The 23,420-nt window shown below is 58.3% G+C and carries 26 protein-coding genes and 2 tRNA genes; 9 read left to right on the top strand and 19 right to left on the bottom strand.

Annotation, left to right across the window (positions count from 1 at the left end):
* Positions 1-12: 12 nt before the first annotated feature.
* Genes AC56DI_RS08110 through AC56DI_RS08100 form a run of 3 tightly spaced genes read right to left on the bottom strand, consistent with a single transcriptional unit; the run spans position 13 to position 4,914 of the window.
* Positions 13-1,368: an HlyD family type I secretion periplasmic adaptor subunit gene (locus AC56DI_RS08110; RefSeq protein ID WP_496345830.1), complete on the bottom strand. Its 1,356-nt coding sequence runs from the start codon at positions 1,366-1,368 to the stop codon at positions 13-15.
* 7 nt (positions 1,369-1,375) lie between these two features.
* Complete coding sequence (locus AC56DI_RS08105; RefSeq protein WP_496345697.1) at positions 1,376-3,532, bottom strand: type I secretion system permease/ATPase; 2,157 nt, start codon at positions 3,530-3,532, stop codon at positions 1,376-1,378.
* A gap of 32 nt (positions 3,533-3,564) precedes the next feature.
* Positions 3,565-4,914 (bottom strand): TolC family outer membrane protein, encoded by a 1,350-nt coding sequence (locus AC56DI_RS08100; RefSeq protein ID WP_496345696.1) that lies wholly within the window; start codon positions 4,912-4,914, stop codon positions 3,565-3,567.
* A 304-nt stretch (positions 4,915-5,218) separates the two neighbouring features.
* On the opposite strand from AC56DI_RS08100, the gene AC56DI_RS08095 reads away from it, so the two are divergent.
* Both AC56DI_RS08095 and AC56DI_RS08090 read left to right on the top strand, forming a co-directional pair.
* Positions 5,219-9,049 carry a retention module-containing protein gene (locus tag AC56DI_RS08095; RefSeq protein ID WP_496345695.1) on the top strand — a complete coding sequence of 1,277 codons (3,831 nt, stop codon included), beginning with the start codon at positions 5,219-5,221 and terminating at the stop codon, positions 9,047-9,049.
* 55 nt (positions 9,050-9,104) lie between these two features.
* The gene (locus AC56DI_RS08090) at positions 9,105-9,443 is read left to right on the top strand and encodes a tryptophan synthase subunit beta (protein WP_496345694.1); all 339 of its coding nucleotides are present in this window, start codon (positions 9,105-9,107) and stop codon (positions 9,441-9,443) included.
* Positions 9,444-9,489: 46 nt separating this feature from the next.
* On the opposite strand, the gene AC56DI_RS08085 is transcribed toward AC56DI_RS08090, so the two are convergent.
* On the bottom strand, positions 9,490-9,735 hold the full coding sequence (locus tag AC56DI_RS08085; RefSeq protein WP_496345693.1) for a DUF1145 domain-containing protein: 246 nt from the start codon (positions 9,733-9,735) through the stop codon (positions 9,490-9,492).
* A gap of 213 nt (positions 9,736-9,948) precedes the next feature.
* Here AC56DI_RS08085 and AC56DI_RS08080 point away from each other — a divergent pair, with 213 nt between their 5' ends.
* From AC56DI_RS08080 to AC56DI_RS08055, 6 genes are all read left to right on the top strand, one after another.
* Positions 9,949-11,430: a sensor domain-containing diguanylate cyclase gene (locus tag AC56DI_RS08080; protein ID WP_496345692.1), complete on the top strand. Its 1,482-nt coding sequence runs from the start codon at positions 9,949-9,951 to the stop codon at positions 11,428-11,430.
* A complete protein-coding gene (locus tag AC56DI_RS08075; protein WP_496345691.1) occupies positions 11,427-11,639 on the top strand; it encodes a cysteine-rich CWC family protein in 213 nt (70 codons plus the stop codon). The genes AC56DI_RS08080 and AC56DI_RS08075 overlap by 4 nt, the downstream gene beginning before the upstream one ends.
* A 24-nt stretch (positions 11,640-11,663) precedes the next feature.
* Complete coding sequence (locus AC56DI_RS08070) at positions 11,664-12,356, top strand: pseudouridine synthase (protein ID WP_496345690.1); 693 nt, start codon at positions 11,664-11,666, stop codon at positions 12,354-12,356.
* Positions 12,357-12,624: 268 nt separating this feature from the next.
* Positions 12,625-13,506 carry an alpha/beta fold hydrolase gene (locus AC56DI_RS08065; protein ID WP_496345689.1) on the top strand — a complete coding sequence of 294 codons (882 nt, stop codon included), beginning with the start codon at positions 12,625-12,627 and terminating at the stop codon, positions 13,504-13,506.
* An 89-nt stretch (positions 13,507-13,595) separates the two neighbouring features.
* Positions 13,596-13,669: transfer RNA gene (locus AC56DI_RS08060), tRNA-Gly, on the top strand.
* A 303-nt stretch (positions 13,670-13,972) separates the two neighbouring features.
* Positions 13,973-14,049: transfer RNA gene (locus AC56DI_RS08055), tRNA-Met, on the top strand.
* 53 nt (positions 14,050-14,102) lie between these two features.
* On the opposite strand, the gene AC56DI_RS08050 is transcribed toward AC56DI_RS08055, so the two are convergent.
* The 15 genes from AC56DI_RS08050 to AC56DI_RS07980 form a co-directional block, all read right to left on the bottom strand.
* The gene (locus tag AC56DI_RS08050; protein WP_496345688.1) at positions 14,103-15,104 is read right to left on the bottom strand and encodes an HNH endonuclease; all 1,002 of its coding nucleotides are present in this window, start codon (positions 15,102-15,104) and stop codon (positions 14,103-14,105) included.
* Between the two features lie 50 nt (positions 15,105-15,154).
* Positions 15,155-15,460 carry a HigA family addiction module antitoxin gene (locus AC56DI_RS08045; RefSeq protein ID WP_496345687.1) on the bottom strand — a complete coding sequence of 102 codons (306 nt, stop codon included), beginning with the start codon at positions 15,458-15,460 and terminating at the stop codon, positions 15,155-15,157.
* A gap of 13 nt (positions 15,461-15,473) precedes the next feature.
* A complete protein-coding gene (locus AC56DI_RS08040; RefSeq protein WP_496345686.1) occupies positions 15,474-15,752 on the bottom strand; it encodes a type II toxin-antitoxin system RelE/ParE family toxin in 279 nt (92 codons plus the stop codon).
* A 60-nt stretch (positions 15,753-15,812) separates the two neighbouring features.
* Complete coding sequence (locus AC56DI_RS08035; RefSeq protein WP_496345685.1) at positions 15,813-16,805, bottom strand: phage integrase; 993 nt, start codon at positions 16,803-16,805, stop codon at positions 15,813-15,815.
* The gene (locus tag AC56DI_RS08030; protein ID WP_496345829.1) at positions 16,802-18,064 is read right to left on the bottom strand and encodes a phage replication initiation factor; all 1,263 of its coding nucleotides are present in this window, start codon (positions 18,062-18,064) and stop codon (positions 16,802-16,804) included. The genes AC56DI_RS08035 and AC56DI_RS08030 overlap by 4 nt, the downstream gene beginning before the upstream one ends.
* A gap of 78 nt (positions 18,065-18,142) precedes the next feature.
* Positions 18,143-18,307, bottom strand: coding sequence for a hypothetical protein (locus AC56DI_RS08025; RefSeq protein WP_496345684.1), 165 nt, complete (start codon positions 18,305-18,307; stop codon positions 18,143-18,145).
* A complete protein-coding gene (locus tag AC56DI_RS08020) occupies positions 18,304-19,461 on the bottom strand; it encodes a zonular occludens toxin domain-containing protein (RefSeq protein WP_496345683.1) in 1,158 nt (385 codons plus the stop codon). The genes AC56DI_RS08025 and AC56DI_RS08020 overlap by 4 nt, the downstream gene beginning before the upstream one ends.
* 11 nt (positions 19,462-19,472) lie before the next feature.
* Complete coding sequence (locus AC56DI_RS08015) at positions 19,473-19,808, bottom strand: DUF2523 domain-containing protein (RefSeq protein ID WP_496345682.1); 336 nt, start codon at positions 19,806-19,808, stop codon at positions 19,473-19,475.
* A gap of 1 nt (position 19,809) precedes the next feature.
* A complete protein-coding gene (locus AC56DI_RS08010; RefSeq protein ID WP_496345681.1) occupies positions 19,810-21,033 on the bottom strand; it encodes a virulence factor TspB C-terminal domain-related protein in 1,224 nt (407 codons plus the stop codon).
* Positions 21,034-21,106: 73 nt separating this feature from the next.
* Entirely contained in the window at positions 21,107-21,319 is a 213-nt protein-coding gene (locus AC56DI_RS08005) for a major capsid protein (protein ID WP_496345680.1), read from the bottom strand.
* A gap of 11 nt (positions 21,320-21,330) precedes the next feature.
* Positions 21,331-21,531: a hypothetical protein gene (locus tag AC56DI_RS08000; RefSeq protein WP_496345679.1), complete on the bottom strand. Its 201-nt coding sequence runs from the start codon at positions 21,529-21,531 to the stop codon at positions 21,331-21,333.
* 112 nt (positions 21,532-21,643) lie between these two features.
* Entirely contained in the window at positions 21,644-22,015 is a 372-nt protein-coding gene (locus AC56DI_RS07995; protein ID WP_496345678.1) for a hypothetical protein, read from the bottom strand.
* Positions 22,016-22,171: 156 nt separating this feature from the next.
* Positions 22,172-22,426, bottom strand: a complete 255-nt coding sequence (locus AC56DI_RS07990) for a hypothetical protein (protein WP_496345677.1) — start codon at positions 22,424-22,426, stop codon at positions 22,172-22,174.
* Positions 22,416-22,706 carry a lysogeny maintenance protein PflM gene (gene pflM / locus AC56DI_RS07985; RefSeq protein ID WP_496345676.1) on the bottom strand — a complete coding sequence of 97 codons (291 nt, stop codon included), beginning with the start codon at positions 22,704-22,706 and terminating at the stop codon, positions 22,416-22,418. The genes AC56DI_RS07990 and pflM overlap by 11 nt, the downstream gene beginning before the upstream one ends.
* Before the next feature lie 11 nt (positions 22,707-22,717).
* Entirely contained in the window at positions 22,718-22,990 is a 273-nt protein-coding gene (locus AC56DI_RS07980; protein ID WP_496345675.1) for a DNA-binding protein, read from the bottom strand.
* A 246-nt stretch (positions 22,991-23,236) separates the two neighbouring features.
* Between AC56DI_RS07980 and AC56DI_RS07975 the strand changes: the two genes are divergently transcribed.
* The gene (locus tag AC56DI_RS07975; protein WP_496345674.1) at positions 23,237-23,386 is read left to right on the top strand and encodes a hypothetical protein; all 150 of its coding nucleotides are present in this window, start codon (positions 23,237-23,239) and stop codon (positions 23,384-23,386) included.
* Positions 23,387-23,420 lie beyond the last annotated feature (34 nt).

The following is a 23,420-nucleotide window of genomic DNA, read 5'->3' as shown; positions in this document are numbered from 1 at the left end:
GGGCTACCGCAATCAACGCTCGCGCAGGGCCTCGGAACGAGCGCGGATGATGGGTTTGAGCAGGTAACTGAGGATGCTCTTCTTACCGGTGATGATGTCCACCGACGCCACCATGCCGGGGATGATCAGCAAGGGCTTCTCCACCGTACCCAGGTGGCTTTTGTTGGTGCGCAGCTTGATCAGGTAGAAGCTGTTGCCTTCCTCATCAGTGATGGTGTCGGCACTGATCTGTTCCAGCTTGCCCTTGAGGCCACCATAAATCGTGTAGTCGTAAGCGGTGAACTTGACCATCGCCTCCTGCCCCGGATGCAGGAAGGCAATGTCCTGCGGACGGATACGTGCCTCCACCAACAGGTTGTCGTCCAGCGGCACAATCTCCACCAAGTCGCTGCCCGGCTGGATCACGCCACCAATGGTGTTGACCAGCAGCTGCTTGACGATGCCGCGCACCGGTGAGGTGACCAGGGTACGGCTGACCCGATCCTCCAGGGCCTTGCCGGTGGACTGAATCTTACTCAGCTCGGTGCGCGCCTCGTTCAGCTCGGTCAGCGCCTCGCTGCGGAAACGCCCGCGGGTTTCGTCGATCTTGCGCTCGACTTCCTTAATCGCCGACTCGGCGCGCGGGATGGCCAAGGTGATGGCCTGCAGCTCGCCCTGGGTTTCCACTTCACCGCGCTTGAGGCGCAGCACTTCCACCGGCGAAATCGCACCCTCCGCCACCAGCGGCTCGGACATGGCGATCTCCTGGCGCAGCAAACCCAGGCTGCTGCGATATTGGCTCTGCTTGGAGGTGTACTCGCGCAACTCCTGACGGCGCTGGTTGAGCTGCTCTTCCAGCCCGGCCACCTCATCCAGCAACTGTTGCTGGCGACTGGCAAACAAGGCCTGTTCGCTAGCTGCCAGGCCCGGAGCCAGCTCGTTGACACTGCTAGGCACGTTCAAGGCGCGCCCTTCGGCTTCCGCACTGAGGCGCTCGACCCGCAGTACCAGGGCCTGACGGTCGGCCTCGGTCTCGCCGACATTGGAGGCAAAGCGGGTGTCGTCCAGTCGCAACAAAGGCGCGTTGGCGGCCACCACCTGCCCTTCATGCACATACAACTCGGCGACGATGCCGCCTTCGAGGTTCTGGATCTTCTGCAGCCGTGATGAGGGAATGGCCTTACCATCGCCACGGGTCACTTCGTCGATCAAGGCGAAGTTGGCCCACAACAGGAAGAACATAAAGCACGCCACCAGCGCCCAAATGGTCAGGCGCACCACCCGCGGTGCGTCCTCTACTAGGGCCTTATTGACCTCCGGCAGTGGCTCATCACCAGTGACCCGGCCACCAATAAAATAGGCCAGCACGGCCTGGCGCAGCGCCTGCAAACGAGTATTAAGCGACACTGATTTGCCCCTTCTTCAGCGCATCCATCACCGCCTCTTTCGGCCCGTCGGCAATTACCTGGCCGCGGTCGATAATGATCAAGCGGTCCACCAGACTGAGCATGGAGGCGCGATGGGTGACCAGCAGCACGGTCTTGTCGACAATCACCGCCGCCAGGCGCTGCTTGAGGCGCTCTTCGCCGGTGTTGTCCATGGCGCTGGTAGGCTCATCCAGCAGTAAAATCGGCGGATCGAGCAACAAGGCCCGAGCCAGGGCTACGTTCTGCCGCTGGCCACCCGACAGTTGCTGGCCACGCTCGCCCACCGGCAAGTCGTAACCCTGCGGATGCAGACGGGCAAATTCATGCACGCCAGCCAGTTCCGCGGCCTGCAACACCAGCTCGTCCTCGACATAGCGGGCGCCGCTGACCAGGTTGTCACGCAGACTGCCGCTGAACAGTTGAATGTCCTGCGGCACGTAGCCGATGTTATGGCGCAGATCGCTGACATCCAGCTGACGAATGTCGATGCCATCCACCAGCAAGCTGCCGCCATCGGCCTGGTACAGCCCCACCAGCAACTTGGCCAGGGAGCTTTTGCCCGAACCGCTGCGGCCGATGATGCCGATTTTCTCACCCGGACGGACGACCAGATTGATGCCCTTGAGCGCGGCGTTCTGCTGACCTGGGTAGTTGAAGTCCACCTGACGAAATTCCAGGGCGCCCTGCAGGCTCTGGCGTGTCAGCGGCCGCTCGTCCTCATGACGCTCCTGGGGCAGTTCCATCATCTGATCGATGTTGGTCATGGTCAGGCGTGCCTGCTGGTAGCGGGTCAGCAACCCGGACAGCTGAGTCAGCGGACCAAGGGCGCGGCCACTGAGCATGTAGCAGGCGATCAACCCGCCCATGCTCAAGTTGCCGTCGATAATCATGTACACACCAAAAGCGATCATCGCCACGCCGGCAAACTGCTGAATCAGCAGGGTAATGTTCATCGCCAGCGTAGACAGCATACGCACGCGCAGTTCCAGTCGACTGAGGGTGCCGATGGTCTGCTCCCACTGATACTGACGCTCGCTCTCGGCGTTGTTGACCTTGACCGCATCGAGGCTGCCGAGGGTTTCAATCATGCACGACTGGCGTTCAGCGGAGAGGGCCATGGTCTTTTCCATGGTCTCTTCCAGAGGCTTTTGCAGTGCCCAGCTGCACAATGCGGCCAGCGGAAAAGCCAGCACCGGAATCCACACCAGGTGGCCGCCGAGCAGTCCGATCACCAGCAACACCAACAGCGTAAACGGCAGGTCGATCAGACTGGTCAGGGTCAACGAAGCGAGAAAGTCGCGCAGGGTCTGAAATTCATGGATGTTCTGCGCAAAGCTGCCGACCCGCGCCGGTCGGTGGCGCATGGCCATGCCGATGATGCGCTCGAACAAGGTGGCGGAGATGATCAGGTCGGTCTTTTTACCGGCCAGGTCGAGACACAGGCCGCGCATGGTCTTGAGGATCAGGTCGAACACATAGGCGCCGGTGATGCCGACCGCCAGCACCCACAAGGTCGCCGTGGCCTGATTGGGCACCACCCGGTCGTAGACGTTCATGACGAACAGCGGCGCCCCCAAGCCGATCAGGTTGATCAGCAGGCTGGCTGCTACCGCATCGATGTACAGCCAACGTGAACGCTTGAGGGTGTCGCGAAACCAGGAGCGGGCCCGCGGAATGAGATTCTCATGGCCAACATCAAAGCGATGTCGCGGCTGGGCGAAGAACACCTGGCCGCTGTAATCCTCCGCCAACAGGTCCGCCTTGACCTGCACCTCGCCGCCTTCACTCTCGCTAAGCAGCAAACGGGCATCGCCGTTGTCAGCCCAGCCCAACAGAATGGCACTGCGGCCCTCGCGCAATTCGAGCAGAGCGGGCATGGCAATCGCTGGAATCTGCGCCAGGGCGCGCCGCAACCAGCGCCCCTGCAAGCCGGCACGGGCTGCCGCACGGGGCAACAACTCAGCACTCAAGCGTTGAGCGGGCAACGGTAGGCCGGCCGTCAGCATGGCCCGACTGGCGGGCCGCTGATGCAGCACACAAAGAGACAGCAAGCTGTCCAGCAGTGGATCGTCATAGCGCCCACGCGGGTCGCCCTGGGACAACGATGAACTGACAGCTACGACCACGCTGGACTCTCGATTGACGGACTAAAGGGGACTCAGTTCAAACCCGGCAATTGCGCCTTGCTCTGGACTTCCGCGGTTGGGGTTGCTGCCAGCGGCGCAACAACGCCCTGACTTTTCAGCAACTGGCCCATGGTCGCCTTGATCCGGTACTGAGTAAACAGCTCATTGAAGCGGATATCGGCCAGACGACGCTGGGACGTGAAGAGTTCGTTTTCACTGTCCAGCAGGTCCAGCAGCGAACGCTCGCCGAGGGAGAACTGCTTCTGATAAGCCTCGCGGACACGGGTGTTGTAGTCCACGTAGTCACTGGCGATCGGCAACTGCTCACGGGCATTGGTCAGGGCGTTCCAGGCCAGCCCCATTTCCTCGCTCAACACACGCAAGGCGTTGTTGCGAATGTCCATGGCTTCGTTGGTCTGGTAGGCCTTGGCCTGCAGATTAGCCTTGTCGCTGCCGCCAGCGAACAGGTTGTAGCGCATGCGCAGCATGGCCTGCCATTCATTAACGTGGCCGCGGGTGCCGTCCAGGTTATTGTCGGCGCCTTGCATCAACTCGGCATCCACCTGCGGGTAGAAGGTCGACTTGGCTGCTTCGTACTGCTGCTCGGTGGCTTGTACGTCGGCCTCAGCCGAGCGCAGCAACGGGCTGTTTTCACGCACCTGCTGACGCGCTTCCTGCAGGCTGGCCGGCAGTTGCCCAACCAGGCCAGAGGGCAGACTCAACTCCTGCGGGTCCTGCCCCACTACGCTGTAGTAATTGACCTGAGCATCGGCCAGATTGGTCTGTTCGGTAATCAGGTTGTTCTTGGCCTGGGCCAGACGCGCTTCAGCCTGATCGAAATCCGCTGTACGGCCGACACCGCGCTCGGTGCGCAGACGAATCTGGTCATGCACACGCTGGTGACGCAACAGGTTCTCAGTGGCCAGGCTGACCAGCTCTTCACGGCGCAGTACATCTATATACGCCTGAGCCACATCCAGCGCCGTGCGCTCGGCACTGCCCAGCAAGGCATAGGCCCGCGAATTGACCGTCGCTTGTTGGCGCCCAACTTCGCTGGAGGTGGCAAAACCGTCAAACACCATCTGCCGCAGACGCAGGCTCGACTCACTGCGGGTCAGGGTTTCATAGTGATTGCTGTCGGTGCGCGTGCCGGCGTCATCGGTGCCTTCACGGCCCGTGCCGGCCAATAAATCGATGCGCGGCAGATAACCGCCCTTGGCCGCCTGCAAGTCTTGATCGGCGGAAAGTCGACGGTTAACCCCGGCCTGAATTTCCGGGTGCGCCTCCAAAGCCGCCTGCATGGCTTGCTGCAGGGTCTGCGCCTGAACCTGACAACTGATAATTAATGCGAAAGGAACAAAACTAAGAGCGGGGAAGCGCATAAGTAAAACCTTCCTTAAAGTAAGAACGTCCATAGAATCGAAGACAAAATGACATTCGAATAGCGCCTTAAAATTGACGATTAAGGGCGGAAAACAGCAAATTCGATCGCAAAGTGACATCATTCCGTCAATTGTTTAGGATTACCCCAACAAACGTCAACAGCTGGCTATAAAGTCAACAGCAAAAACCCACAAGCCGCTGATTTTGTGACACACACCACCTTAAAATAGATTCGGCTTCCTCCAGCGCCTAACAGGCAGCAGGTACTCGGCAGCCAATTAGCATCTGAAATGGAGAGCAGTTATGACCATCATCATCGCCATCGTTAAAAGCATCGTCGGTCAAGTCTTTGCCCTGTCTCCCGAAGGCACACGCCGATTGCTGATCGAGGGCGATCGCCTGTTTGCCGGCGACCAAGTGACGACTGGCCAGGAAGGCATGATCAGCCTTAAGTTGAATGATGGTCGCATTCTTGATCTAGGTCGCGATTCGCAATGGACCGCCAACGCTGACACGCCACAAGTAGCCACCACTCCAAGCGCCGAGCTTTCCGCTAGCGAACTGCAACAAGCCATCAGTCTGGGCCTCGACCCAACCGCTGAACTCGAAGCAACTGCCGCAGGTGCAGGCGGCGCAACAGGTACCGGTGGCGCAGCAGGCGGCGGACACAGCGCAGTGGTTCTGGATGTCACTGGCGAGCGAATTGAAGCCATTGTCGGCTATGAGACCGAGGGACTGGGGTTTGCTGCCTCCAATCAACGCGATGAGCAAGCAAGCGGTGACAACGCCACAACCGTTATCAACGTCCAGGAAGGCCCGACCGCCACGCCGTCGACCTCCTCTGGCAATGAAGACACCAGCATCGACGTGGCCCTTGCCGGCACCGACAGCGACGGCACCATTGCCTCTGTGCAAGTCACCACCCTGCCGCCGGCCACTCAGGGCACGCTGTTCCTCGCCGATGGCACCACCCCGGTGCTCACCACCACCGTGCTGACCCCGGCTCAAGCCGCCACGCTGGTGTTCACCCCAGCGAGCAACTTCAATGGCACCGTGACCGTGGCCTTCACCGTCACCGACAACGAGGGCAACACCTCCGCCGCGGCCAACGAAGTCATCACCGTTAACAACGTCCAGGAAGGCCCGACCGCCACGCCGTCGACCTCCTCTGGCAATGAAGACACCAGCATCGACGTGGCCCTCGCCGGCACCGACAGCGACGGCACCATTGCCTCTGTGCAAGTCACCACCCTGCCGCCTGCCACTCAGGGCACGCTGTTCCTCGCCGATGGCACCACCCCGGTCCTCACCACCACCGTGCTGACCCCGGCCCAAGCCGCCACGCTGGTGTTCACCCCAGCGAGCAACTTCAATGGCACCGTGACCGTGGCCTTCACCGTCACCGACAACGAGGGCAACACCTCCGCCGCGGCCAACGAAGTCATCACCGTTAACAACGTTAACGATGCCCCAGTGGCAGCTCCTGGCGCGGCCGTTACCAGCGATGAGGACCAGAGCTACATCTTCAACTGGAGCGACTTCAAGGTCTCAGACATTGATAACAACAGCACGTTGTCAGTCCAGATCGAGTCGATCCCACTCGAGGGTAAGCTGCAGTTCAGGGACAGTAATGGCGTTTGGACCGACATCAGCAGCGCGACGACTGTAAGCAAGGCTGTGATTGATGCAGGCGGTCTGCGATTCGTACCCGAGAGTAACGAGTCCGGCAACGACAGCTTCAGCAGCACCGGCGTTGGCATTAACAAGCAGACCTACGCTGAATTCCAATACAGCGGCAGCGACGGGGCCCTGAGCAGTAATCCCAGCAGCACTATGAATATAGATATCACCCCGATCGCAGATGTACCGACACTCAGCGTCAGGTCGGCGGCCGCGACCCAAGTGTTCAATACCGGATGGGAAACTGCGGCAAACAGTAACATCACCTCAGAACTGATCAGCGGCCCAACCTTGGAAAACTGGACCCTCGTCACCACCGGCGACCTACTCTCAGGAGGCACTAACGTCTTTGAGGTCTGGCACAACAACGATGCTCAGACGAACCAAGCCGGAACAGCTGTCACCATCAACATGGCCGCGGGTAATGGCAATAATGCCCTAGAGCTAAATGACGCCGGCGAACAAACACCGTACGTAATACCGCAAACCCTCGGCATTACCCGCAGCGTGGCCACCGAGGCCGGCAAAGTGTACGAACTGTCGCTGGACTATGCCGGGCGCCTTGGCTATGACGCCAGCTTCACCAAGATTGCGGTCTATCTGGGTAATACGCTGGTTGGCGAGTACGCCAGCACCAGCAGCCAGACCAGCCTCAATTGGGAAAACATTCACTTCAGCTTTGTTGGTACAGGTAATACAGAGAACCTGACCATCAAGCTGGCCGGCACTTCAACGGAGCTTGGCGGTCGTGGCGCGCTGATTGATGACATTACGCTCAGCTCTTCGCTTGGTGTGATTGCCAGCAGTGGCGGTGTCAGCGGTAAAACCAGCATTGCCCTGGCCAACTACATCAGCGGTAATCTGACAGATACCGACGGCTCCGAGACGCTGCGCTACGACCTGCGCAATCTGCCCAGCGATGCCAGCATCGTGGTGGGTAACACCACGTTGTCTGCCGTCGATGGGGTGATCTCATTAACGGCAGCACAACTGGCCACCGCCACGTTACAGATCAACAGCACAGAGCGTGGCCAGATCGGGCTGGATATTACTGCGGTAAGCATTGAGCCCAATGGCAGTACCGCTAGCACCAGCAGCCAACACCTGGATCTAAAAATCGTTGATGGTGGCGTTAGCCATGAGAGTTTTACTACCAACACTATCAATATGAGCAGCACCACCACGGCGCTGGGTTCAGGACTGACCGGCGAATACTTCGGCTATAACGAGGCTGGCGGCCAGAGCAATCTCATCAGCCTCACACAGGTTGAGAACTACATTGAGTCGCGCACAGGCAACAACAGCAGCCTGGTGGGCAGTAATAACAACGCGTCGACCGCATCGCTCAACGCCAGCTTCGTGGCCAATCAGATCAATTTTGGCCTCCAAAACAACAGCCCCATATTCAGCGATGACTTGGGTGATAACCGCTCCGTGAGCAGCGGCATCACCATCGGCACATCAAGCGACGCAAAGAACAATCTATACGACTTCCTCACAGCAGCCGGCACCAGTAACGTGTCCAACTTGATAGCCGGCGGGGCGGGCTTGGGCGATACCTCGGACGCGATCATTCGTGGTCATGGTTACCTCGACCTCAGCCAAGGTGGTACCTATGACATCCGTGTCACCGCGGACGACGGTTACAGTTTGATGATCGGTGGCCAAGTTGTGGCCCAGGCCGATTACATCCAGAGCACCGCTAGCAAGGTCTACGCGAACATCAACCTGAGTGGTGAACTGCAAGCGGTGGACCTGCTGTATTGGGACCAGGGTGGTGCCGCCTCTCTGAAGGTTGAGTTCAAGCTCAGTGGCAGCGCCGACTCCACTTACAAGGTCCTCGGCAGCAGCGGCCTTGAGCTTTATCAAGCGCCGGGCAATGGACAGGAACTGGTACAAACCAGCACTGGCTGGGCGCTACACACCATCGAAACGGCAACCGGTACGGATGCCAGCGACCTGATTAACGGTGGCAATTACTCGGACATTATCAATGGTGGCATCGGCCATGACGTGCTCTACGGCAATGGCGGCAGCGACTTGCTCAATGGCGGTGACGGTAACGACTTGATCCTGGGCGGTATCGGCAACGACACCCTGACAGGCGGCAGCGGTGCCGACACATTCATGTGGAAAGCTGGCAACCTTGGTAACGACATCATCAAGGACTTCAAAAGCACAGAGGGCGACCGCATTGATTTGAGCGACCTCTTGCCAGATGCAGCCAACACCGGGGACATCACCCAATACCTGCAGGTTGACACCCTGACCTCGACACTAAAAATCAGCACCACTGGAGCGCTGAATACAGGTGGCAGTGCAGACGTTACCATCAAGCTGGAGGATGGCTCAGGCGGAAACCTAAACCTGAGCGGCCTGGGCAGCACCTCAACACAAATCGTTAACTCGCTGATCGCCGGCTCCGATCCCATCGTCAAAGTCGATCACAGCTAAGCTAAACAGCGGTGCCTGCCCGTCCAGGGCAGGCCGCGGGGGAAGGATGATGACGATGTTTTATGTACAACGTGACGCCAACAGACATCTGCAGCGGGTTGAAGTGGCGCCGTTCGAGGGCATGAGTGAATCCCTGCCGGCCGACGCCCAGGAAATTCAGGCCTGGTTCGCCAATCAGAATGTCGAGTCGAGCCTGCTGCAACTAAAACAGAGCGACCTGGACATGATCCGTGTGCTCGACGACTTGGTGCAGGTGCTGATGAACAAAGGTGTGCTGCGCATCACCGACCTGCCGGCGGCGGCGCAGTCCAAGCTACTCAGCCGGACCCAGGCGCGGGTGGCCTTGGGCGGGCTGAATCGTTTGATTAATGATGATGAGATCGGGGTCATCTGATCAACCACCGCAAGGTCTAATGCTGCGAAGCAATCCCCGCTGTGTATCAGCGCAACGTACGCAGATGAAAGAAGCCGAACAACAGCACCTGCCCACGCGCTAACCAAGGCTGCGGTTGGGCTTGCAGGCGGCTATTAAACAACAGCAGTTCAAACACATGCGCCACTACGATGATCACCGCCAACCAGTTCAAACGTGCTGCCCATGGTTCAGCAAAGGGCATCAGCACATTGAGCGCAGCCAGCAACCAGAACCCGGCTATCACGGGCTTGGCGTAATTCATCAACGACATGGTCAACTCCTTAATCGGGCAAGCGGCAGTGCAGAACCATTACCACACCGCCAGGGCCGTTACGCTAACAGATAGCAGGCGGCACACAGCAACCGAACCAAGGGACGGACGAGTCTGCGGCCGCAGCAAATTGCCCAGCTAAAGCGCCGTGACGCCCTGCCATGCTCGCGCTAGCATAAGCCTTCGGGCTCAACCCAAAAACCGGATGTGTTCATGCCTCTGCGTCTCCCCAAAGCCACGCAAATTTCCTTATTGCTCTTGCTCGTGTTACTGCTCGGCGGCGGCTTTGCCAGTACCTCGCTGGTCAGCTATTACACCTCTCGCGAGGCTTTGCGTAACAACATCATCAACAGCGAACTGCCACTGACATCGGACACCGTCTACTCGGAGATCCAGAAGGATTTGGTGCGCCCTGTGCTGATCTCCTCGATGATGGCCCGCGACACCTTTGTCCGCGACTGGGTGGTAGCCGGCGAGCAGGACCCGGCGCAGATGACCCGCTATCTGCAGGAGATCATGAGCAACTATGGCGCCTTCACCGCCTTTTTTGTCTCCGAAAACACCCGCCTCTACTACCAGGCAAAAGGCATACTCAAGCAGGTCAACGAGCATGAAGCCCGTGATCAGTGGTATTTCCACACCCGCAGCATGCAGGCACCCTATGAAATCAATGTCGATGTCGACATGGCCAACGCCGATCGCCTGACGTTTTTCATCAACTACAAAGTCTTCGATTACAACGACACGTTTATCGGCGTGACCGGCGTGGGTCTGGCGGTGGATGCCGTTGTGAAGCTGATCGACAACTACCAGAAGCGCTATCAGCGCAGTGTTTTTTTCGTCGACAGCAGCGGCCAGATCACGCTCACTGGCGCGGCGGGCGGCCCCATGGGTGCCAAGGTCGGGCAACAACTACGCGATGTGGCGCCGCTCGCCGAACTGCTCAGCCAGCTGCCAAAACCGCAAAGCGGCAGCTTCGAATATCAGGTCAAGGACAACGGCCACTTCCTCAATGTGCGCTACATTCCCGAGCTGAACTGGTACTTGTTTGTTGATCAGCATGAGAGTCAGGCGCTTGGCAATATCCGCCAGACACTCTATCTCAACCTGCTAATTTGCCTGCTGGTCACCCTTATTGTGCTGGCCACAGTGAGCATCGTTATGCGCCGCTACCAGCAACGCATCGAGGCCCTGGCCACCACTGACGTACTCACCGAACTGCCCAATCGTCGCGGCTTTAACATCCTGGCCGGCCAGGCTCTGCAGGAAGCCAAGCGCAGTCATAGCCCACTGCATGCCTTGTTGATTGACCTCGACCACTTCAAGCAGCTCAACGACACCTACGGCCACCTGGCCGGCGATGAAGTGCTGCGCGCCTTTGCTCGCCAGCTTAAAAACAGTCTGCGCCAGGCCGACATCGTTTGCCGCTGGGGCGGCGAAGAATTCATCCTGCTGCTCAAAGACACCGACAGCGCCACCGCCCAGCAGCTCGCGGAAAAGATCCGCCTGCAGACCGAGCAAAACCGCTACCCCTTCGCTGGCGTCAACCTGCAAGTCACCACCAGCCTGGGCCTGACCGAACTGCGCGCCGATGATTCCCTCGACAGCCTGCTGGGACGTGCCGACAAGGTGCTGTACCGCGCCAAGGAGTCCGGGCGTAATCGCCTGTGCGTCGATGCCGGCCCATCCGCATGAGCAACGCCAGTCAGCCCGAGCGTTGCCCAGCATGCGGCCAGAACAACCAGTGCACGCTGGCCAACCCACTAACAGCCACCGCCGCCTGCTGGTGTTTTAACGTGACCATCGACCCCGCACGCCTGGCCGCACTGCCGGCAGCCGCGCGCAACATCAGTTGCCTGTGCCCGCGCTGTGCCGGCCAAGCCCCAACGCCCGCGACCACCTGACTTCGCGCCCGCCCGAGTATCACCATGCGTCTTGACCGCTTCCTCGGCAACCTGCCGGCCCTCAATCGCCAGCAAGTCCAGCACCTGCTGGCCAGTGGTGCTGTCAAAGTCGATGGCCAAATCTGCCGCGATGGCCGTCACGAGGTGCGCAGCTTCCAGCGCGTCGAACTGGCCGATCAGGTGATACAGGCCGGCAAGCCGGCGCGCTACTTCATGCTGCACAAGCCGGTCGGCGTAGTCAGTGCCACCGTGCATGACGAGCATCGCACCGTGCTCGATTTGCTCGACGAGCCCGACAAACACGACCTGCACATCGGCGGGCGCCTGGACCTCAACACCAGCGGTCTGCTGCTGATCACCAACGACGGCCTGTGGTCACGGCGGCTGACCGAGCCACGCAGCGAACTGGGCAAGGTCTACCGGGTCGAAACCGAGCAACCGATCGACCCAGCCTGTGTCGCCGCCTTCGCCCGCGGCCTGTATTTCGCCTATGAAGACCTCACCACGCGGCCAGCCGAGCTCGTCATCCTCGGCCCCAACAACGCCCTACTGACCCTGCATGAAGGCCGCTACCACCAGGTCAAGCGCATGTTTGGCCACTTCCACAACAAGGTCATCGGCCTGCATCGCGAGTCCATGGGCCCACTGCACCTCGACCCCTATCTGGCACCCGGCCAGTACCGCCCGCTCAGCGCCGCCGAAATCGCCCTGATCTGAAAACACTCACGCAGAACCGCTTGCAGTCACTGGCTTGTACTGCTTGAATCAGCAGCAAGAGCAAAAAATGACCAATCAGTCACGGCGCACAACCAGACATTCACCTGCCGACAGCGAACAACGCGTAACACCCCATAAGCAGCATAACGGCAGCCGTACCCGCCGACCCCGGTTTCATTTTTCAGGCACCTGCCTACCTGTCATAAAGCGCGCGCAGCATCGACATTGCTGCGCGGCATCTGTGCGCTGCACGACAGGGAGACGCACCATGAAAGCAGAAACTGCAGTGCTGGATATTCAGGGGCAATACCGGGTTTACACCGAGCACTACCGCACCCATGAAGCCGAGCAGACCATCATCCTAGTCAACGGCTCGTTATCGACCACCGCATCGTTTGCCCAGACCGTGCGCTATCTCTACCCACAGTTCAATGTCGTACTCTTCGACCTGCCCTATGCCGGCCACTCACGCGCGCACAACAGCCACACACGCCCCATCAGCCGCGAAGAAGAAGCCGACATCTTGTTGGAGCTGATCGAACACTTTGCCTGCGACTTGGTGCTGTCGTTCTCCTGGGGCGGCATCGCCACCCTGCAAGCCCTCGCCCGCCAGCCGCGGCGCATCCGCAAAGCGGTGATCAACTCGTTCTCGCCAGTGATCAACGCCGCCATGCAGGACTACCTCGAGCGTGGCCTGCAGGTCTTGAGCGCCTGTGAGCGCGACAACATTGGCGCACTGCTCAACGGCACCATCGGCAAACACCTGCCCTCGCTGTTCAAGCGCTTCAACCACCGCCACGTAACCACCTTGCACGACTACGAATACCGGCAAATGGGCTTTCACGTGGAAACCGTACTGAACATGGACGGCCGCTCCTGCGTCAGCTTCGCCGGCGCCATCGACATCCCGCTGCTGTTCGTCAACGGCGAATGGGATGAATACACCAGCGCCGACGACGCACGCCAGTTCGCCCAGCACGTACGCCACTGCAGTTTCCAACGCGTGCAGCAGGCCGGCCACTTCCTCGACATGGAACACAAGGCCGCCTGGCTGCAGACCCGTAACGCCTTGCTGGCCTTCCTCACACCAAGTAGCCAAAGCCTCGTCCACAGCGTCAACCAACACCAGGCGCAGGCACTGGCCAGCTGAACATGCGCGATAAGGCCAGCTAAACGCGCTTTATCTCGCCGCTGGGCTTCACCTATGGCCGCGATTCTGGTACAAAGTCACCCGCAAAAGCGGGTGTCGTATAATGGTATTACTCCAGCTTCCCAAGCTGATTACGCGGGTTCGATTCCCGCCACCCGCTCCAGACTTCCTTCCTCGCTGCCAACAGCAAACAGGAAAACAAAAAACCGGCCCAGCGCCGGTTTTTTTATGTTCGCAAAACACCCGCAGCAGGTCGTTAGCAATCCACATCTGGACACGCCAACAGCCAATATCCGCCGTGATCTGCTCACGACACACGGCCAGAGGCCACCCGTGCACAGCACAAAACAGCAGCGGTCCAGGCCGAGTCACCACAAAATCCCCACAGCGCTTTAACTGATTGATCACAAAGTGAAAAACAGGCTTGACAGAATCTCTTCCGACGAGAATAATGCGCGCCACAAATGGCAACGTAGCTCAGTTGGTTAGAGCACGGCATTCATAATGCTGGGGTCGGTGGTTCAAATCCACTCGTTGCTACCATACAAAACAAAGGCTTACCTTCGGGTAGGCCTTTGTTGTTTCTGGGGTAGTGACTACAAAGTGACTACAGCGTGACCACACAGGAAATTGTCGACCTTACGCCCTTCGAACGCTTGGTAATCGTCCTGAAGCGAAGGCGCCAGATTTACTACCCCCGACGCCGAGATAGTCAAAAGCTTTGCGTCATACAGTGCGTGCAAGTCCTTGCGGAGCAACAGACCGTCACTCGCACTATTGTGGCCTAGACGCCAATTACGCCCCTCAAGATGCGCAGCATCCAAAGCCTTATCGACACTACAGCCACTGATAGCGCATCGCCCCTTGCATGCTACAAAGACCTTTCGACGAAACGCCGCCTGATCAGGGCGCACCTCAATGCTCGCAAACCTGGCAGCCTGGACAGCAAGCGACCCTTCCTGCCCAGATGGCATCACTGCCGGCCCGGCAGTAGATTGCGCCCAAAAGTCATACAGCCGCTGACGCTCCAACTCATCATCGGTGACAGCAAACTCGCTAGCCAACCCTGAAGAACAGCGCTGAGTTGCCTTACTAACAATCAGTGCAGTGATGATTGGCTCGTTTAAAGCTGACGCTTCATGCCCTAACAAATCCATGCCATGCCGCAGACTAAATCGATCCAGCCCGAAAGCCTCCATCACATCGCCATATGTAACCTTTCCACGGTTGCGTGCGATCCGAATTAACCAGTCACGAACAGCTGGAAGTTTTTCCCTATAAGAAACACCTTGCAGAGATAGCGGCTCTATCTCTGAATCAAGCTTTTCAAGCAGCTTTAAAATACGGGCTTTAGAGTTTTTTCCAACGTTCACAGCCGGCGGCAAACCAGGGATCCAAGGCTTGTTAAGCTCGGCCAGCACCGCAGATATATTTTGCATCCGAAACTCAAAGGCTTTTTCAGTCCGTGCAAAACGAGCAGCTAGATCACGGTAAATCTGCTTTTTCGAGAAAGACTGATTAGCCGAAGACAACCTAGCCATCTGCATATAAGCCTCAACTGAAGCCGCTAGTTCCTCGTCACTCCATACAGTCGCCATACATCCTCACACAATGAAAAAACGCATTAGCAGCGACTTACAAGCCTTACTCAGCCGCAGGCCGCTAGCGGTTGAATCTCGTGCTCTATCTCTTCGCCACTGCTCGCAAGCGTGATGGCGAGGGAATATTCCATCTGGAGGTTCATCCAGAATTGCGCCGACGTATCGAAGTAGCGGGCTAGACGAATAGCCACGTCAGCAGTGATGCCGCGACGCTCGCGCACAACATCATTGATGGTCGGAGCAGAAACGTTCAGAGCACGGGCAAGTGCAGTTGGCGTAATGCCCAACGGCTCTAGGTACTCTTCGCGCAACACTTCGCCCGGATGGACTGGGCGCATACCGTTAGTAATCATGGTGCAGCCTCCCTTAGTGGTAATCGACTATTTCAACGTCTCTGGGGCCGGCTTCAGTCCAGATGAAGCAGATCCGCCATTGATCGTTAATTCTGATACTGCTCTGGCCTGCCCGATTGCCTAGCAATTGCTCCAGGCGATTGCCCGGCGGTGAGCGCAAGTCGCGCAGCTCAGTAGCGGCATGAAGCATTAACAGCTTTCGCGTGGCGACCCTCAAAACGCTATTCCAGCGCCTAGAATCCCCAGTCTCGAACAGAGATTGGGTTTCGCCGCATTTGAAGCTCACAATCACTTCTTAATCCTTAACGTTAAGCATTAACGTACAGTGATATTAAACCACCTGACGGGGTCGTCAACCGGTAATTGAGTACCCACTCTGAACCAAAGGAGAAAGCCGCAAGGCCGACTCCAAGTGATCAGGCGACATATGCGCATAGCGCATAGTCATCGTGATGGAGGCATGCCCGAGAATGCGTTGCAGGCCAAGAATGTCGCCACCGGCCATCATGTAATGGCTGGCAAAAGTGTGGCGCAGGATGTGGGTGAGCTGACCAGGAGTACTGATCCCGGAACGCTCATAAGCTCCACGAAAGGCCGCACGGCAGGACATAAACAACCGACCATTACCCGGCATACCCAGCTTTAGCACCAACGCCTCCACATCCGGCGGGATCGGCACCGAACGCGATTGGCGGTTCTTGGTTCGGTGGAAATGCGCTTTGCCGCCGTACACCGCTTTGCGCTCAAGCGATTCCGCTTCATCCCAGCGGCAGCCGGTAGCGAGACACACCAGGGCGACTGGGTAGGTGTGCGTGTTCATCGACTTGCGGCACTCTTCCAGCAATTCATGGATCTGCGGAAGGGTCAAAAAGCTCAGCTCAGTCTGATCCGTTTTGATTTGCCGGACTTTGGCCAGCGGGTTTTCACCGTGCCAAGCACCCAGGCGGATCAACTCAGCGAAGACCGCCGACAGATAGCGCTGTTCATGGTTAATGGTGTGCGCGGTGACGTCCTTTAGCCGTGACTGCCGATAGCGTGCCCAGGCCAGTGCATCGAACTCAGACGCTCGCGGATTACCCATGCGTTCGACTAGGGCCAGCGTACGAGAAAGCCTGTATTTATTGTCTTTCAGAGTGCAGCCGTGCAGCTCCTGCCAGACGTTAACCAGATCCGCCAAGCGATCATCCATCGGCCTGCCGGTGTTCTTCAGTGCGGCGAAGAAATCCAACTCATAGCGCTGTGCCGCTGACTTGGTCAGAAAGCCTTTTTTACGAATACGTCGCCCCGTGCGGCCATCCTCATAGAAATCAGCCGTCCACGTTTTGCCATCCTTGCGAACAGTCATACCGCCCGCCCCCACCTAACCGAGCGCTCTGTCAGCAGGTCGCGGATGTGCTCATAAATCTGGTGTTCCGCCTTTCCCTTGGCCGCATAGTGATCACGAATCACCGGCCAGCAATCCCATTCCTTAAGGCTGGCGAATGCTTTTTTTGCCCCGACACGCTCCCGAGCTAGCAGGCTGACGAAGTTGCCCACGAATAGCTCCACATTCTTGCCGGAGAAGCCCTTGGCGGTTTTGTAGTGCCGTCGATAGGCCGTATGGTCGACCAGCGACACCACCGGCACAGAAACGCGCACGTCTTGCCTCATGAGCGTCCAGAAGGCGTCATACATGCCCTTGCTGGCGAGATAGCGGAACGACTCCAGGCCATAGCGAAATAGGCCGTCGAGGTGCGGGGCTAGTTGTTCGTATGTGGACGTGCCGATGATGGCTCCAGTCTGGGCATCACATGAGCCGTCCGCGAACTGCTGAACAATCGAGTGATGGAAACGCAGCTCTACGCGCCAGACGGTTTCGGCAGGGTCATAGTTAGTGGTGCAAGCCGGATCAAAAGGGTTATCCAGGGTGCGCCAGACCGACTCACAATAATCCAGCTTATCGACGGCCTTGGCCTGTAGCGTCTTGTTGTAGATGGCCAGTTGCATGCCTGATGCAGAGCCAAACAGAAACGACTGCGCACAGCCGTAAGAGACAGCTTCAGCGGCGTGGTAGATCTCTTTGATGCCCGAGATATCGCGCCGGGTTCTCGACCGGCACTGAATCGAGCTGGTCAGATGGGCCGGAGGCGTCCACCCCTGGAAGTCCAGCGCCAGATGCACAGCGCATTGGCTGACCTCTACAGCCTCCAGGGCTTCATGGGCGAAACGATCCATCCACTCTTGCAGCACGTCAGGTGCACAGGACTGGATGGCGTGGGGGCTAACTTCGATTTTCAGGTGCGGGCCCACAGCATCAATTTTGACGTTGGCGTTTTTCAACAGCAGCACAAACCCAAGATCGGCGTTTTGCAGCTTGTACTGGTAGCCAGAGTCGCGACCAATTCGTCCCGCGTGCCAAAGATGCCCCGCAAAGCTGACCATGCCGCCCTGCTCCACCATGCACAGCAACTCGGGGCGCAATAGCCCCCGGTAATGCTGGCGCACCGTGTCCACGCGACAGCCCAGCAGGCGTACACCCGACAGGTCAGTGAGTGCCGTGGTTTTCGGATTTAGGAAAAGACGGCCAAATGCCGACTCTTCTGCCGTGATGGCATCCAGACGCATTTGATCAATTGCCTTGTTCACTGTGATTCCCCTTTAGTCTGGTGTACTCAGGTTTTTAAGAGCTAGTTATAAGACGTGCTACAGGGACGTCAGCGGGCGGGCTTCGCCTGCGCTCGCGGGCTCGCGCACTGGCGAATAGCCCGCCTCAAAGCCGTCCAGTTGCTGTACCCACCACATATCCGTCACGAACATGCCCAGCAGGAAGCCGAGCGCTAGAACGGCGCAGAATTGGTTCTTAGTCATCGCCATGGCCTCGATGCGTATTCAGAGTCAGGAACAACCGTGAGCGCGTCGCTGCGTGGCTTGGCGGGCGCCTCGGTGATTTCGGTCGGTGTGCGTTCGCGGCTGTTGCCTTCAGTATCCGGCGGGCGGCGATCCTCTATCGCAGGATCAAACCGCCCGTACTCGACGGAGTTTTTGCAGAAGGAAAACGAGGTTTTGTGCCAGGTCCCCTGCTGGGTGTAGCACTCGCAGATGTAGGACTTTTCGCCGGCGGTGATGACCCGATAACGCCGAGCGTTGCGCTCGATGTAGCCAGGGTCTGAGGAAATCATGCAGGACAGCCGCGGGTAGGTTTTCGGCTTGGTCAGGCTGTCGTAGATCGGCGCGGAGCTGGGCAGGTCAGGAATCCGCGGGGTGCGGATCGCCACGTATTCGGCGGCGCTGAGTTGCTTGCCCGTTTTGCCGGCGGCTTCATCGGGTGGCACCACAGCAGGCAGATAGCCCGCCGCCTTGCCGGCCACCTCTTTGGCGGCCTCGACGGTCTTGTCCCCGTTGAAGCTGTCCATGGCCCGGTAGATCATAAAAATGATGAACACGACCAGCACCGGGATGATCAGCAGCTTGCCCGGTGGTTTGAACTTGAAGTGGTGTTCTACCGCCGAGTCATAGACGCCGAAGAATTTGGAATCCAGCTTGATGAAGCTGTGGGAGGCATCTTTGAGCGCAGATTGCTTGTCGACGTCGATGCACTTTTCCGCCTCGTAGCGGGAGAGCTTTTTACCGCCGAAGATCCGCAGCACATAGATGTGTTTGTTACACAGCTTGCGGATGTGGGCGTCGAGGAAGCTGGCGTGTTGGGTGACTAGATGCACCTCTAGGCCATCGTGACGCATGGTTTCAAATTCTGAGCAGTACTGCGGGACAGCCTTGCGCGGATCACGCACACCAAAAAACCGCTGGGCCTCATCAATCAAGACGATGGAGTTGTCCGGCAGTTCGTACCATTTGTGCGGGTCTTCGAATTCGTACCACTGGGCTTTCAGGCGCTCAGGCTTTAGGCCGTTGACGTTGTGGTAGTACACGGGGCGGCCTTCGGCTTTGGCCTTGCCGTCGATCTCTTTGATGGCGTTGAGGGTCTTGCCGTGGCCCATGAGGCCCGTTCTAAAAACCAGCATGCAAAACCCCTTTAAGCCTCAATCGAGCCTTGGCCGCTTGGGTTGGGTTTACGCCATACCGGGTTGCGTCGAATGTCCGCCGCCTTATCAATGCCGGCCAATATCAGGCGCGTGGTGACGGCAGCCAGGATGATGTTCACGGCAATATCAACCTTGAGCAGTCCAAGGATGTGCTGCACCAGGACAGGCGCGGTCACGAAGTTGGCGAGGATGTAGTTTTTCAGCTCATCCACCACGAAGTTGATGCCCACATAGCTAACGGCACCGACACCGACATAACGCATGGCGGTGGTGACCAAGCGACCCACGATTTCGAACAGGGTTGAAGCCAAAAGCGCCCACCACATATCAGGAACCTCCAACAGATTTGCCGATGTAGACGGCTGCAAACAGGCTTGCCAGGGTCACCACCAGCCAGGACATGGAGGTGGCGAAGTTGCAGAAGTAGTCATTCTTAAAAGCGAATTGCCGGCCCCAGACGGTGAAGGTCTGCGCAGGCGGGCAACTGGATGGCAGAAAGCGAGCATGGCCCGACAGCAAGGAGGCGATTTGCACTTCCTTCTCTTCGATATCGCCATCGGGGTCTTTTAGCGTTTCGGCAATGCCGGACTTGGCCAACGTGGGATCTAGGCCGCGCTCGGATTCGCAGCGCTGGATTTTTTGCAGCTGGACCATGGCGCAGCCGACTGAATCCCCGGAGCAGACGAAGGGGTCTTTGCAGCCCAGGCCACCAGCGGAGCCGGTATCACCACCGCCCGTGTCGCCGCCGCCGGTATCCCCTCCACCTGTATCACCACCACCCGTGTCACCACCGCCGGTATCGCCGCCCCCTGTATCACCACCGCCCGTGTCACCACCGCCGGTATCGCCGCCCCCTGTATCACCGCCGCCCGTGTCGCCACCGCCGGTATCGCCACCACCCGTGCAACCTGGGCCGGTCGGTTCAGCAATGCAGGGATCAACCGGCGGAACAGCTACGCAGTCAGTGCCGGTCAGAACGGTGCCGGCTGGGCAGTCGCTTACATCGGGCGGAGGTGGCGCGTCGTTGGTGGAACAGGCTTGGCCGCTAAGCTTGGCGTTGTAGTCGCAGTGGATATACACCGGGCTTTGCTCGGTCACGGCAAAGCAGCTATCGACGGAGACGTATTCCGCCATGCAGCCAGAGACGCAGACCGGCCACGGCGGGACGGTGGCAGACGCTGGATTGACGTTGTTAGGGAAAGAGGTGTCGCGGGGGCCAAGAGGCCAGGAAACACTGGTTGATTCGCCGGCAGCACAAGCGCCAACGGAAATCGGGGTTTGGCCGCCCACCTCGGGATAGGAAATGCCGCTCTTTACGTTGGTGGCGACATAGAAACATTGGCTGTTTCTGTAGGTGGCAAAGCCGGTGATGGTCCACGAATCGTTGATTCGGGCATTGCCGAGATCGGCGCAGCCTTGGGCAATGCTGGTGTAGAAAACCGTGGGGGCGTGGGTGTAGGCGTATTTGGTTTCGTTAGCCGCCCAGGTACTAGCGAACGGACAGCAGCAGAGCGCCAAGAGCAACAGTGATGACAATGAGCGCATACGCATTTGGATCAATCCCCATGGTTCGTGCTCCAGTAAAAAAGCCCGGACGTGCGCACATCCGGGCTTGGGTTTGCAGTTACAGAACGCGGCGCAGCCACTTGACGGTGGCGACCAACACCAGCACCGCAAACACGGCCATGCCGACGTTCTGAATCGGGGTTTCGGACGCGGTGATCGCGGTGGTGGCAGCGGTCACGTCGAGGCCGGCAGCGAAGGACGAAGCGGAAGCAGCGACAGCGCCAACAGCGACACCGCCACGGGCCAACAGGAGGGAGATTTTTTTGCTCATGGGTTGTTACCTCATAGGACTTTGCGGAGAACGAGCACCGTAAACACGCAGACAAAGAGCCCCAATGTGGCCTCGGTCAGTGCGTTGACTTGCTCGGGGGTTAAGCTGGAATACCCAGCTATTTCGGTTTCCGTGACGGACACCAGGGCACCCGTGCAGCTGATGCCGTTGTCGACTTGCCATTGCCCGTCACAGGCGAGATAGGTTTTCAAAGCGGACTCCGGCACCGAGGACAGGCCGCAATCAGCAGCCACAGGCGACTAGGCGCCGAGTCGTGGCAGTGATTGCAGTAGATGAAGACCATGCCGAAGCCCGCCCGAGGTCTTAGGCTTTAGGCGGCTGGGTAGCCGCTGCCGTTGCTGCTGGGGTCGCGGCAGGGGTAGCCGCTTGGCGGGTGGCTGGCTTGTTGGCCGCCTCGATGTGCAGGGCCAGATTGTTGCCTTTTTGCTTACCGGCCCGAGCCACCTCAAAGGTGATGCGCACGGTTTCCAGCGGGGCGAACTGCGCACCGGCTGCAAAGACCTCATCGGCCACTTCCAGAGGAACGTCCATGCTGACGATGGACAGGCCGTTTTCGGTGATGCCGTCCGGCTCATCGCCATAGAACACTTTGACGATTTTTACGTCGGTGCCGTTTTGGCTGAAGGCCAGTTTTTGAGTGCCCAGGAATGCAACTTCAATAGTCGAACGTGCCATTGGTATTTCCTCTTTCAAGTGCGCTTGATTGCGCGGCGTGGCCTTTTTTCGGGCCGAGTTTTCCCGCACTGGAAAACAGTTAGTTTTTCCAATGGGCATTGCTCGGTTTGAAACGGCTTTGGGTTATGTCGCGGTTATTGCGTTGTCAGAAGGTTTTCACACCAAGGGCCGGGCCCTTGTCATCCCCCGCCTTCGCCTGGAATCGCGGGGCGGTAAAGATGCCCCACGCTTCCAGGCAAAGGCCGACAGGAAGCGTGCACGACTAATCGGGTCGGGCTGGGTGTAGGGCAAAGGTCGGAAAGACTGACCAGACACCGGCTTGTGAAACAGGTGATGAACAATGCACTGGCAGAAGAAATAGCCGAATAGGAGGTTCACGCCGAGCAGCAAGAAATTCAGATCAGAATTCATGCTGAAACTCCCGAAGCGGCACAAATGGCGTTGGCTTGCCGGTGTCTTGCACAACGTGCCAGTACTTCGGCGGACGGCGCGAAGGCTCGTGTTTCGCGCAGAACGAAGCCGGCTGGCAGTACCACCGACCATCTTTCTGATACACATGCGAGGGGCGGCAATGCTCGCAGGGTATGGACAGGGAGCGAACGGGGCTTACCGCTTGCCGAGCTGACCAGCAGACAGAGCAATCGCAGTTGGCGAGGTGCGGCAGGCGCAGGTAGCTGCCGATCGACTTCATGGCGGGTCACCTTAATCATCGGAGTAATCCCCGGAACAGAAGATGGTTTTGCCGCGGTCGATGTCCTGGCGAATGCGGTGCAGGTTGATCACCCGATAGCGGCCAATTTTCACGGTCGGCACGGCCTGGCTCTCTACCCAACCGCGCACCACGTCTGGCGTGATGAACTCAGAAGCCAGCATTTCGACCAGAACCTGCCTGGAGCAGAACGGCGCATCCCGAAAGCTCGTGATCCGTTCCGCCGCGCCTTTTGTGTCGAACCCCACTACACCAGACTGTTCCATGGCTTTTACCCTATAATCCAATTCAAGACAGATTATTCACTGAAATAGTTTCAGTGATCTATTGAACTGAATCCTAGCACCAAGAATTATTCAGTGAAATAGTTTCAGAGAGTTTTTTAGATCGATATGGAATCAATCCAGAGCAGAGCTAGAACGCTTATCGATAAGGCAGGGTTTGACCGACTGGTGCGTCTAGGCGCCATCGGTTACTCACGCTGGCAGAGCGTTCGATACAAAGACATCCGCATGAGCACGGAAGAAATTGAGGTGCTGCAAGCTACCTTCCCCGAGTACAGGCTATGGCTGATAAGCGGTGAAATCATGCCCGAATGCGGCCAGACCAGCCCGAGCTATGACGAAGCAAACGGAAACTTGGCAAAACCCAGCGCGGGCTAGAAATCACTAAAAGAGTGGCTCTGCGCTGGTACAC

This window comes from Pseudomonas sp. BGA-UO-ETr-WB11, from assembly GCF_059567785.1.
Note: the sequence above shows the minus strand (reverse complement) of the source record. Positions and strands in the feature narration are given on the sequence as shown.